Source organism: Enterococcus sp. AMC2644 (assembly GCF_058216475.1).
This window is the reverse complement of sequence record NZ_CM177095.1, coordinates 3054914-3067250: the sequence shown is the minus strand read 5'-3', so window position 1 is coordinate 3067250 and position 12337 is coordinate 3054914. Positions and strand designations below refer to the sequence as shown.

The 12337-nt window shown below is 33.9% G+C and carries 13 protein-coding genes; 9 read left to right on the top strand and 4 right to left on the bottom strand.

Features of this window, described 5'->3' with window-relative positions; all coding sequences use genetic code 11:
* The first annotated feature begins 322 nt into the window (after positions 1 to 322).
* Positions 323 to 565, top strand: coding sequence for a hypothetical protein (locus tag AC4BC5_RS14860; protein ID WP_490496137.1), 243 nt, complete (start codon positions 323 to 325; stop codon positions 563 to 565).
* A 19-nt stretch (positions 566 to 584) separates the two neighbouring features.
* A complete protein-coding gene (locus tag AC4BC5_RS14855; protein WP_490496136.1) occupies positions 585 to 956 on the top strand; it encodes a DUF3021 family protein in 372 nt (123 codons plus the stop codon).
* Positions 957 to 1043: 87 nt separating this feature from the next.
* Here AC4BC5_RS14855 and AC4BC5_RS14850 read toward each other — a convergent pair whose 3' ends face one another.
* Both AC4BC5_RS14850 and AC4BC5_RS14845 read right to left on the bottom strand, forming a co-directional pair.
* Positions 1044 to 1427, bottom strand: a complete 384-nt coding sequence (locus AC4BC5_RS14850) for a RidA family protein (RefSeq protein WP_490496135.1) — start codon at positions 1425 to 1427, stop codon at positions 1044 to 1046.
* A gap of 521 nt (positions 1428 to 1948) precedes the next feature.
* Positions 1949 to 2722: a helix-turn-helix domain-containing protein gene (locus AC4BC5_RS14845; protein WP_490496134.1), complete on the bottom strand. Its 774-nt coding sequence runs from the start codon at positions 2720 to 2722 to the stop codon at positions 1949 to 1951.
* A gap of 164 nt (positions 2723 to 2886) precedes the next feature.
* On the opposite strand from AC4BC5_RS14845, the gene AC4BC5_RS14840 reads away from it, so the two are divergent.
* The 3 genes from AC4BC5_RS14840 to iadA all read left to right on the top strand — a co-directional run bounded on the left by AC4BC5_RS14840 (position 2887) and on the right by iadA (position 7724).
* Positions 2887 to 4572: a hypothetical protein gene (locus AC4BC5_RS14840; RefSeq protein ID WP_490496133.1), complete on the top strand. Its 1686-nt coding sequence runs from the start codon at positions 2887 to 2889 to the stop codon at positions 4570 to 4572.
* 231 nt (positions 4573 to 4803) lie between these two features.
* Positions 4804 to 6525: a putative basic amino acid antiporter YfcC gene (gene yfcC / locus AC4BC5_RS14835; RefSeq protein WP_490496132.1), complete on the top strand. Its 1722-nt coding sequence runs from the start codon at positions 4804 to 4806 to the stop codon at positions 6523 to 6525.
* Between the two features lie 14 nt (positions 6526 to 6539).
* The gene (iadA, locus tag AC4BC5_RS14830) at positions 6540 to 7724 is read left to right on the top strand and encodes a beta-aspartyl-peptidase (protein ID WP_490497568.1); all 1185 of its coding nucleotides are present in this window, start codon (positions 6540 to 6542) and stop codon (positions 7722 to 7724) included.
* Positions 7725 to 7937: 213 nt separating this feature from the next.
* Here the strand turns inward: iadA and AC4BC5_RS14825 are convergent, their stop codons facing one another.
* On the bottom strand, positions 7938 to 8765 hold the full coding sequence (locus tag AC4BC5_RS14825) for an SDR family NAD(P)-dependent oxidoreductase (protein ID WP_490496131.1): 828 nt from the start codon (positions 8763 to 8765) through the stop codon (positions 7938 to 7940).
* A 267-nt stretch (positions 8766 to 9032) separates the two neighbouring features.
* Entirely contained in the window at positions 9033 to 9293 is a 261-nt protein-coding gene (locus tag AC4BC5_RS14820) for a metal-sensitive transcriptional regulator (RefSeq protein ID WP_490496130.1), read from the bottom strand.
* A gap of 149 nt (positions 9294 to 9442) precedes the next feature.
* Here AC4BC5_RS14820 and AC4BC5_RS14815 point away from each other — a divergent pair, with 149 nt between their 5' ends.
* The 4 genes from AC4BC5_RS14815 to AC4BC5_RS14800 all read left to right on the top strand — a co-directional run bounded on the left by AC4BC5_RS14815 (position 9443) and on the right by AC4BC5_RS14800 (position 12065).
* A complete protein-coding gene (locus tag AC4BC5_RS14815) occupies positions 9443 to 9757 on the top strand; it encodes a rhodanese-like domain-containing protein (RefSeq protein WP_490496129.1) in 315 nt (104 codons plus the stop codon).
* Position 9758: 1 nt separating this feature from the next.
* Complete coding sequence (locus AC4BC5_RS14810) at positions 9759 to 11408, top strand: FAD-dependent oxidoreductase (RefSeq protein WP_490496128.1); 1650 nt, start codon at positions 9759 to 9761, stop codon at positions 11406 to 11408.
* The gene (locus AC4BC5_RS14805; RefSeq protein WP_490496127.1) at positions 11401 to 11718 is read left to right on the top strand and encodes a rhodanese-like domain-containing protein; all 318 of its coding nucleotides are present in this window, start codon (positions 11401 to 11403) and stop codon (positions 11716 to 11718) included. The genes AC4BC5_RS14810 and AC4BC5_RS14805 overlap by 8 nt, the downstream gene beginning before the upstream one ends.
* A 218-nt stretch (positions 11719 to 11936) precedes the next feature.
* Positions 11937 to 12065, top strand: a complete 129-nt coding sequence (locus AC4BC5_RS14800) for a hypothetical protein (RefSeq protein WP_490496126.1) — start codon at positions 11937 to 11939, stop codon at positions 12063 to 12065.
* The last annotated feature ends 272 nt before the right edge of the window (positions 12066 to 12337 follow it).

Below are 12337 nucleotides of genomic sequence, written 5' to 3'. Positions count from 1 at the left end.
TTCTTTTGTTGACCGATGTTTATGAAGAGAAGTTTACTAAATTTTTAAGCGATTGACTAAGTAGTTTAAATAAGACATTAGAAATTTCGAAAGTAGCTCGGATATTTCTAATGCCTTTTCTTTTATATATAACGTTGCTCAGTGACAGGACTTTTCTTTATATCACAAAATCAAGGCTTTTTTGAATAAACCGCTACTATTAACTTATAGAAGCTTCTTAAGATTAGAAGATTGAAAATTTCATACTTTAGTCTGAAGGGATTTTCTTATTAATGAGCTATGATTAATGGTAAGAAGATTTATCAAATAGAGGAGGAGTGCTATGGGAAACGAACAACAGGGGTATTTTATTTGGCAAAAAGAGCAAGATAATTATTCGATGATGAACGAGAGACGCGAAGGTGCTTATCCATCTATACCATTAAAAGTTTCTGAAGTTATAAGAGACCAGCGTCCTCTAATCTTACAAGATATTTGGTGTAAGAAAAAGGGTTTTATTAATCGTGAGATTGGTAAAAATGAACGGGTAGATGAGCAAATTGCTAAGCAACTGAATGTTTGGTAAACGAAAGAAGGAAGTTATTATGCACTTAATTATGTCCAGTTTACTACGTGGTGGAATGCCATTTCTTATTATGGCGGGCATTTCATTTATTTTAAAGCTTCAAGGTAAAGAGACTGATGCTAAAGGCACATTTATTGTTGCATGTATCTTATTTTTTGTTGGAGCCGCAACAACTATTTATCAATTAGATAGTTGGGGATTAGCACAGAAAACAGCGGTACATTTCTTAGTTATGTTAGTAACCGTCTATCCTTTATTATTAATTAGCGATTGGTTTTCAGTAATTACAATCATGGATGCTCTGAAAGTTTTCTTTTATTTTGTCGTAGTTGGTATTATTTTGTGGAGCGTTATTATGGTTGTTCGGAAAATAGTTGGTTTAGATTTTTAAAATTAGAGGTCTACGCATGTTATTTAACTCTGTAGAGATTTATCGATTAACTAAAAAAGAAGGTGTGACAACCAGTTTTAATTGTTGTCACACCTTCTTTTTAACAATGCATTCAATTTCAACATCAGCACCCAAAGGTAATTCAAGCACAGCCACACAAGTTCTTGCTGGATAAGGGGCGGTAAATTGTTTTTCATAAATTGCATTCATCTCGTTAAAATGCTTCATGCTAGTTAAATAAACATTTACTTTCACGACATCATTTAAACTAACATTAGCTTCATTCATTACATCTTGTAAATGAGCGAAACACTTTTGCGTTTGCGTAGGTATATCAAGCTTATTTCCATCGTAATCTAGGGCATTATATGCTGTTTGCCCTGAAAAAAATAAAAATTCTCCGGCATCTACGGCATGCGAATAGGGTCCGGATGAAGTTACTTGTTTTCCTGTAATAATTTTTCTAGTCAAAAAAATCCCTCCTTATGAAAATGAGTTTAACATAGTTTTGATTTATATTAAAGACTGTAAAAAATTGCTATTAAATCCCAGCTAGAGTAATAAAATTCACTAGTGACTAATTGCCAGTAGAAAGTTCTTCAACAATTAGAAGTTAGAAAATAATGAAACGAGAAATGTAGTTGAAACGATAACAAAAATTTTTAAAAAACTTTACAGATTTACTCAAATGTTAGTTCGATTGGTAACGGTGATTTTAAGCTTCCTATTAGTGGAACTTTTTAGAAAGTTTAAAGACATTTTGGCTACAAGTCCTTCTCTTAATTTGAGTTTTTTTAAAGACTTAACAATAAACAATTAGTTTGCTAAGCCAACTAATTTCGTTAAACCAGTTATTTTTCATATAAACAACTGGAAAACTATTCTAAAAAATGAATCTATTAGAGATTATTAAAGATCTTTTAAAAGTTTATTCGTCTGGCAAACTGTATTTAGATTATACGTAAAAGTGAATTGAAACTGAAATTGTCGATTTATTCTTTGCTAGGAAGGCTTTCTAAGTATTGCCAATCTAAAATTTTGTCAGACCACAACTCCAATTGATCTATGGTTTGTGAGCTAGCTTTTCTTCGGCTCATTAAATAAATATCTTTCCCAAGATTTAAACGTGGTGCGTTTAGATTATTTCTTTGAGAGTTAATATAAATAATAGAGTCCTTTTTTCCACCAATCAACGACCAATTGTTCCCACCCAATAAAATTTGCATGCTGTTATCATTTGATGTATTAACAAAACCAGTATATTTTGAGAGATTAACAAAAGGTTTGGTAGTTTTAAAATGAATTTTGTATTCAACATCTTCAGGAAGAGTCCATGTCTCACTGGTCACTGGGTTGATGATTATTTTTTCTGGTAAGATCTTTTTTTCTACTGTCGTTATTTCGATATCAGAGGCTTGTAAAAGGGGTTGATCAATAAGCACAAAGAAAATAAGTCCCCCTAGTAGCCCACCTAAAAAAATTAAACCGAGAATAATACCAGTTAATTTTACTCTCTTTTTTAATTTGGTATCAAAATTTAACTCATTAAGCATTTGAGTGTCTTCTTTTAACAAGTAATCTAAAGGTAATTCGAACCAGTCACTCATTTTAACTACCTGGTCTAAATCAGGATAACTTTTCCCGTTTTCCCATTTTGATACAAGTTGTCTGGTTACGAAAAATTCTTGTGCAAATTGCTCTTGTGTTAGTTCTCGTTTTAAGCGTTCTTCTTTAATAATTTTCCCGATTTTCATTTTCTCACCCAACTACTATTTTCTCCTTTTAAGTATAACAAATTACGATTTATTTCTCGCTAATTTCTAATGTTTTTCTGCGCAACAATATCGAACATGCTGATTTAACAGCGATGTTTCGTTTTGTTTCTTTATAAAAGAATCTCATTCATCTAAGCTGTTATCGAGGTGATAGAATGAATTTTTTTGGAAAAAATCGATTATTAATTAGTTATCTGGGAGCTATTTGTCTGATGTTTTTGCCACAATTATTCTCACAACAAGTTATTTTAGGATCGGATAGTATCTTTCATTTTAATCGCTTTTATGATACTGCAATGCAAATAAAAGAACAAAATTGGCAATATTTTATTTCGATGTATGGTTTTCAAGAATCTGGCAGGATTATTAATCCACTTTATGGTCCCATCTTTGCCTACTTGCACGGCTTGTTGTTACTGTTAACAGGGACCTGGTTTCTATATCAAACTAGTAGTAATTTGATACTCGCTTTTTCCGCCTTTTTCTCAATGAATCAGTTGTTAAAACATCATCAAATTGACAAACAATTTCGTTATCAGATTAGCTTCTTTTTTGTAACTACGTATGCCATTCAGTACTGGGTTCTTCGTCAAGGATTTAGTAGTTGGGGCGTGGCCCTATTGCCGTTGTGCCTCATTCCGTTAAAAGAATTGCTCGATAAGCAAAAATTATCGGTTCTAGCAGTGGGGTTGAGCGTAGCAGCAATGGTTCAAATCCATTTGTTTACAAGTTTACTTTTAGTCAACATTTATTTTTTAGCATTTTTGTACGCATGGCTAGAATCTCGGCGAAAAAGTGTATTGTTAAGACAACTCGTAGCTAGTATGGGAGTGTGTTTTATTTTTTCAATAAATATTTGGTTGGGCTTGTATCAACTTTATACCGATAATCAACTAGTTGCACCTTTTGTGAATAAAGAAATGTATTTGAACACAATAAACTATCAAAGTATTTATTGGCTATGGAGTCCAATAAGTTTCCTAGTTATTATCATTTGGCTAATAAAAGAGTCTCATCTGCACCGAAAAGAGCTTTCAAAAACAACACTATTTATTGGTGGTATTTCTTTTATATATCTGATTCTTTCAACCAATTTGATTCCTTGGAAATTACTCTCTGAACAGTCATTTAAAATTATTGAACTTATTCAATTTCCATTTCGTTTTTTTATGCCTTTTATTGTTTTAGTTTGTCTTTTTTGGGGATTAGTCCTGCAAAAAAGACAAAAAAGGAGTAAAAAAATTGAAAAATGGTTAGTGCTATTTGGATTAATGCAATCGGTATTGGTGAGTAGTGTTCATCTGTTTATTCAGTATCAGCAATCACCGGAAGTATATTTAGGGAAACATGTTCGATTCACAGGCGATACCATAGCAGAAATTACTAGTAGTTTTCATTCCAATGATTTGTCAAAGTTAGTACAATTAGTTAATAAATCTACCCCGGATTATTTGCCAGTCTATCAAGAAACTACTGAAAATAACTATGAACTGTATCGAAAAGAGATGATTGATAGCAGTGGTTTTAATAAAAAAGTAAAAGATGGAAAACTGATTATTGAGTGGTTTGGTTTGGAAGAAGAAATTATGATTCCGATTACTATTTATCAGGGGACCAAATTAATATTAAATCAAAGATTATTAAAAAGAAGAGAGCTAGCGTTAAGTCCAATAGGTGTCCCAACTATCCGCTCTCATGATGGTCTGAATCAGTTAGAAATAACCTATTGTTCCACTAAATATTATAACTGTCTATTCTTGATAGTGCTTATTTTATGGATGAGTATAGGTGGTTATTTAAGTGTTAAAAAAGTTTGGAATAAAAGGTGCTCCTTGAAATAATCCAATAAAGAGCTAGGTTCTTTCAAGGAAGTCTATTGAATTACTTAGAACAAATAAATAATCAAAGAGCCCTGGATGTAGCGTGGATTCAGGGCTTCTTATTGTACAAAAAAACTTTATTTATTTGTTGTATCTAAAACTTCTTTAATACAGGGTTCCAAATTTGGTTATTTATTGTATAATGTTATTCGTTTATGATTATTTATTCATGGAATATATAGGAGGATAAGGATGAAGAAAGGCAAGACAGATTTAACAAAACTAAAAACGCCGCATACCTATGTCATTATTTTTTGTGTCGTTATTTTTGCATGGTTACTCACGTTTTTAGTTCCAGCTGGAAAATTCAGCACGAAAGAAATTCAATATGAAGACGCAAATGGTGGAGTGGCTTCAAGAACGGTTTTAGAACAAGACTCCTTTCGTTATGCATACAATTTAGATAATGGTTTTGTATTTAATCAGCTAGAAGAGCTAGTGGAAAATCCAAAAGCGCTAGATGCGTTAGGGGTAGAAAAAGAACAACTGGAGACGGTTCTAGCAGAAGGTGAAAAAAAACTTTCGCAAGAAAAATTAGATGAAATTTCTTTAACCGATGATGTGCTTTACGAAGAATTTGGAGATGCTATTTACGATACTTCTGAAAAATTGCATAAAACTGCTAAAGTTTGGGGAACCGATGACTTTGGTGGTTTTGGATTTTTGAATTTTATTTTTGAAGGCTTAGTATCAGGAGATAAGTATGGTTCGGCCGTAGGGATTGTGGCATTAATTTTAGTTGTTGGTGGAGCGTTTGGTATTATCATGCGAACTGGGGCGATTGATGCAGGAATTTATGCGTTTATTAATCGTACGAAAGGGTTAGAACGACTGGCCTTACCATTGCTATTTTTCGCTTTTTCATTTGGTGGAGCGACCTTTGGAATGGCTGAAGAAGTCATTCCATTTTCGATGATTATGGTACCGTTTGTCATTGCATTAGGTTACGATTCAATCGTTGCAGTCACTGTAACTTATGTTGCCTCACAAATTGGGAATGCTACTTCCTGGATGAGTCCTTTTAGCGTTGCTGTAGCCCAAGGGATTGCAGGGATTCCTGTTTTATCTGGAGCGACTTTCCGTTTGATTATGTGGGTGGTAGTTACAGCTTTATCTGCTGCTTATTTGATGGTTTACGCTGAAAAAATTCGTAAAAATCCAGAGTCTTCGATTGTTTACAAATCAGACGCTTATTTCCGCAAACATATTGAAAATAATGTTAATGAAAGTAATACATTTAAGTTAGGACACAAAGTCATTTTGCTTGAAATGCTTGCTGTTTTAATTTGGATTGTTTGGGGAGTAACGCAAAAAGGCTATTACATCCCAGAAATTGCGTCTCAATTTTTTGTGATGGGCTTGTTAGCTGGGATTTTTGCTGTGATCTTCAAAGTAAATGATATGGGCATTAATGATATTGCAACTTCTTTCCAAAGTGGTGCAGCAGATTTAGCAGGTACGGCTGTGGTTGTTGGTATGGCAAAAGGGATTTTACTAGTGTTGGGTGGAGCAGATGCAAGCCAATATTCTACTTTGAATACTGTCCTTCATAGTATTGGTTCTGTATTAGCAGGTGTTCCGGCAGTTGTTGGTGCATGGGCAATGTATATTTTCCAAAGCTTATTCAATTTAGTTGTTACCTCAAACTCTGGTCAAGCTGCACTAACAATGCCAATCATGGCTCCTTTAGCAGATTTATTGGGTATTTCCCGACAAATTGCTGTTTTGGCTTATCAGTTAGGCTCAGGCTTTATGGATGCTTTTACTCCGGTTTCTGCAAGTCTAATTGGTGTGTTAGGAGTTGCTCGTATCGATTGGATTAAATGGGCAAAATTCCAAATCAAAATGCAAGGATTTTTATTTGTTTTAGGGACAATTTTCATTGTTATTGCTGTTATGATTGGTTTGCAGTAAGGAGGCTTCTTATGTTGAAAATAATACGTCAAGCACATGTATATGCACCAGATGATTTAGGAATTAAAGATATACTTTACACAGAAAATAAAATTTTAGCAATTGACAATCAGATTGAGTTACAAGTAGCTGGTTGTGAAATAGAGGAAATTGATGGTCGTCATAAAATATTGACACCGGGATTTATTGATGGGCACTTTCATATTTTAGGTGGAGGTGGTGAAGGTGGATTTCAAAATCGGACACCTGAAGTAACTTTAACGCAATTAACAACAGCAGGTGTAACTTCTGTTGTCGGTTGTTTAGGTACCGATGGTGAAGGTCGTGATATGACTGCTTTAATAAGTAAAGCACGTGGTCTAGAAGCAGAGGGGATTTCAACCTATGTCTATGTGGGTTCTTATCGTCTACCAGTTAAAACAGTGACTGGATCGATTATCAAAGATTTTTTAACGATTGACAAAATTATAGGGATTGGTGAAATTGCCATTTCCGACCATCGCTCATCACAACCATCTTTTGAAGAATTTACTCGTGCAGTAGCAGATGCTCGTGTTGGTGGGATGCTTTCAGGAAAAGCTGGCATAGTCAATGTACATTTAGGAGACGGCCGAGATCATTTGAAGTTGATTGAAGAAACAGTGGCTAATACAGAAATTCCAATGAGCCAGTTTTGGCCAACGCATGCCAATCGTACCCAAGAAGTATTTGAAGCATGTGTAGCATATGCAAAACGTGGGGGCTATATTGACTTTACTGGTAGTGAAGATCCTGATTTTTGGGAGGAAACCGATGGTGAAGTTCGCTTTAGTAAAGGTTTAAAACGTCTATTAGATGAAGGTGTTTCTCATGATCGCTTTACGATGACTTCTGATGGTCAAGGGAGTTTGCCTTATTTCAACGAAAAACGAGAATTTATTGGTTTGGGTGTTGGTAGTTCCAAGTCACTTTTAATTAATATTCAAGAAGCTGTTTTCAAAGAACAGATTCCATTGGATATTGCGATTCGTGCTATTACAAAAAATCCAGCAGATATTTTGAAATTGGAGAATAAAGGACAAATCGCAGTAGGAAAAGATGCTGACTTTTGCTTGCTTGACCAAGATTTAGTTATTGATACAGTTATTGCTAAAGGTCAAACTATGATTAAAGAGAAAGAAATTTTAGTTTATGGTACTTTTGAAAGAAATTTAAGTTAAGTAAAAAAACTTCCGATGCATGAATATTTGTATCGGAAGTTTTTTTATTTGAAATATTTCTTATTGTATCAGATGTAACATTTTTATGAAGGATACCAAGGATATTAGAAACTGTTTTTTTAATCCATAGGAAGATGTTGCATGGAAATTGATTTCAGAACATAAAACTGGTTATAAAAACTATTTTTAAGTTTTGTGACCAGTTTTTCATCCTTATTTTTGTATCTCTGTCAGAAATTGACTAAATGTTGCTAAATCTTCTGTATGGTAATATTTTTGGATATCCCGAATACGAGGGGGACCATATAATTCTTTTAAGTATTTGGGACCAATATAACTACTAGAAAAAAACTCTTCTGTTATAGCTAAAATAGCTGATTGAGCTCCTTTTTTTGGAGATTGACCAAGAATATTTGTCAGCTGTCGTATTATTTGCTTTTTCCACCCAGGAGTTCTTCCATCAAAGATAGCTGTATTTGAATAACCAGGATGAGTAGCCAGAACTTGCCAGTTTGGCTGCTCTTTTGCGAATAATTCAGTAAGTAATAAATCAGCATATTTGCTTTGACTATATATTTCTACACTTGATTGTTCTTTTACCATCTTTAAGTTTAAACGCTTATGATGACCAACAACACTACTCATAAAAACACATTTAGGATGGGGAGCTTTATTTAACAAAGGGGCAATCTGCTTGGTTAGTAGATAGGGGCCTAAAGTATTCGTCACCCAGACATTATTAAATGACTGGTTCATAAAAGTTACTTTATGACCAGAATTATCAAAAATACCAGCATTATTCATAAGAACATCAATTTTTGAATAGCGCTGTACCAATTGCTCTATAAATGAATAAATAGATTGTTCAGAACATAAATCTAAAGCAAGCACTTCTGAACTACCAGGTAATTTTTTAGACATATAATTCCCGTGTTCGATATCTCTGCAAGCTATAATAATATGACTATTTTGATTAGCTAATGCTTGAGCAATCTCATAGCCTAATCCACGGTTTCCTCCAGTAACAACAATATTCTTCATATTTTCCTCTTTTCGAATTTTGAGCAGAATTTATTAATTGCTTGATTCTTGTAAAAGTAGCTTATCATACTCTTCTTAGATTGTTATCAATTTCCCTAGTTGCATGAGAAATCAGCTATTTCTATAGAGAAGCAAATATTAAGTGGAAATTCTAAAAAATGAATTGATTCTAGAAAAAATATTTGTAAGACAATTAAAGAGAATCTCAATCTTTTTAATTGAAGCAATGAGCGTTTAAAAATGAGCTGTAAATCAGTCAACTTTTTGTTATTTTTTTATAATCATATTGATTGCTTGGTCCAATTTTTTTGCTTGTTCTTCGGGATCGTTTTCGGGAGAAACAAAACAATTTTTGAGATTTTCTGCAACAATCATTCCCATGACACGATCAATACTAGAACGGACTGCACTTAATTGTGTGATAACATCGATACATTCTTTTTCATCTTCAATCATTTTTTGGATACCACGTATTTGCCCTTCAGTTCTTCGTAATCGATGAATCACTTTCTTTTTATCTTCTTTCATAATTATCACAGCCTTTAAAAATTATATTTTCTTTAATATACCTCTTATGGGTATTTAGGTCAAATGTAAGATAGTGAAAAAAAACAGTTGACAATCGGATAAAACAATAGTTTAATATACCCCATAAGGTATATAAGGAGGAGTAATCAATGTTTAATCTTATTTTAAAGAGGATGCCATCTATTACTATTTCTGAGCTAAAGCAAGTAATATCAGATGATACCATAGTTTTAGATGTGCGAACCTCAAGTGAATACCGTAGAGGGCATATACCGTTTTCTAAAAATATTCCTTTGAGTAAACTAGATTCATATAAAGGAAGACAAGAACCGCTCTATATTATTTGTCAATCAGGAGTGAGGAGTCGACAAGCAACTAAAAAATTACGAAAAAAAGGTTATGATGCAATCAATGTTCGTGGTGGAATGAATCAATGGACAGGCAGCGTTAGGAAAGGAAATTAAGATGAAAATTATAATTATTGGAGGCGTTGCTGGTGGAATGTCAGCAGCTACACGTTTACGTCGTTTGATGGAAGATGCAGAAATTATTGTATTGGAGAAAGGACCGTTTGTTTCTTTTGCAAATTGTGGTTTACCCTACTATGTATCTGGTGAAATTTCGGAACGAGAACAACTTGTGGTACAAACTCCAGAAGCGTTGAAAAACCGATTTAATCTTGACGTACGGCCATTTCATGAAGTGACTGCTATTTCACCAGAAAACCATACTGTAACAATTCGTGTGAAAAATCAGGAAATAATTGAAACCTATGACAAACTAATCTTGTCTACAGGAGCAAAAGCTTTGATTCCACCCATTGAGGGATTACAGGAAGCAGAAAACGTATTTAGTTTAAGAAATATCCCAGATTTAGATCAAATTATGGCAAACATAACTGAACAAGCTAAACATGCAGTAGTTATTGGTGCGGGATTTATTGGCTTAGAAATGGCAGAAAATTTACAAAGACGCGGATTACAAGTAACAATTATCGAAAAAGCATCGCAAGTATTACCTTCGTTAGATGAAGAAATGGCAGCTTTTGTCGAAAAAGAATTGGGTAATCAAGGGATAACTGTCATTACATCTCAAGCAGCTGTTCGCTTTGAACAAGCTGGTAAGAAAATCATTTTAGAAAACGGACAAGAGCTGATGTCGGATCTAACTTTATTATCGGTTGGTGTCCAACCAGAAAGTAATTTAGCTCTTGAGGCAGGGATAGAAATAGGATTACGTGGCGGGATTCTTGTAAATGAAGAATATCAAACAAGTGCGTCTGATATTTATGCTGTCGGCGATGCAATTGTTGTGCATCAACAAATTACTGGAGAATCAGCTTTAATTTCGCTAGCTTCTCCAGCAAATCGTCAAGGTAGACAAGTAGCAGATGTTATTGCTGGAATAGCCCGAAAAAATCAAGGAAGTATTGGAACTTCAATTGTCCGTGTTTTTGGTTTAGTGGCAGCTTCAACAGGTTTAAGCGAACGTGCTGTCAAAATGGCTCATTTGCCTTTAGCAGTTGTACATGTTAATGGAAAAGATCATGCTGGATATTTTCCGGGAGCAACTGAAATCACCTTGAAATTAATATTTAATCCTCAAACAGGTCAAATCTATGGAGCTCAAGGAATTGGTGAAAAAGGTGTAGATAAAAGAATTGATATACTAGCAACTGCGATTAAAGGTAAGCTGACAATTTTTGATTTACCTGAATTAGAATTAACCTATGCGCCACCTTTTGGTTCTGCAAAAGATCCTGTTAATATGTTGGGGTATGCAGCGATGAACCTGGCAGAAGGATTAAGTGAATCTGTTCAATGGTATGAACTAGCGGAAGAATTAGTAAAAGGAAAAATATTGTTAGATGTACGAACTTTCGATGAGCTTAGCCAAGGAGGATTTAAAGCAAGTGTGCATATCCCGCTAAATGAATTGCGCCATAAATTAGCTCAATTAGATAAGGACAAAGAATATATTGTAAGTTGTCAAAGTGGTTTACGTAGTTATATTGCAGAACGAATTTTAAAGCAACACGGATTTAAAGCAAAAAATCTAGATGGTGCATTTGCCCTTTATCAAGTAGTTAAACAGGAGGAAATCATTTATGTATAATTCGATTAGTATGGATGAATTTGAACAACTAAACAAACAAAGAAAGCTCGCAATCATTGATGTTCGTGAAACAGATGAATTTCAAAGAGGTCATATTCAGAATGCCCAGAATCTTCCCTTGAGTCATTTAGGAAAAAGTGAGCTTCCGTTGAAAAAACAAGAATCTTATTACGTAATCTGTCAAGCAGGTTCTCGCTCGGCAAGAGCTTGTCAGTTTTTGGGAGAGACATATGACCTGACTAATGTCATGGGTGGCATGTCCGCATGGCGTGGAGATGTTGTGATAAGTGATGTAAATACTAGCTTGTAAGATAGTAAAAATTAAAAACAAATGTAGAAATAAACAATGAAAAAATGAGAACTGCTGAAAAATTTTTCTTAGTTCTTTCCGATGAAAAGTAAGTTCTTGCTACAAATAGCGTAGATTTACAGTAGTGAAGTAAAGAATTCTTGAAAAAGTCATCGCTGACAGTTATGATGAGAAGCGTACTATTTTATGTAGTCGTGCAAATGAAGGCGGTGGAAACAATGAATTCAAAAGAGAAAATGTTAGAATTAATCAAAAAGAAACAAGGTGGCGGCAGATCAAAACAAATGGAAACGCCAAAGAATGATCGTAAAAACATGCGTAAAGGACCTAAAATTTTTAATAAATAAAAAAGTGTGGATTAATGAAGATTCTTTAACTTAAGTAAAAGGTTGCTAACCAAAGAAAGTTAGCAACCTTTTTTTGTCTGTTCTAGGAAATAATCTGAACAATAGACGAATAATTTTTGTGTTTTCCTTGAATATACGCTTTTTAGTCCAATAATTGTTCTATTACTAGATGCAGCCACGTTTTATTTTAGACCTAAAAGATTGACTTCCATATGAATATTTAATTTTTTTAGAAGGTTTGAATCAAGAGTGAAAAGGAAAAACAGAAAATT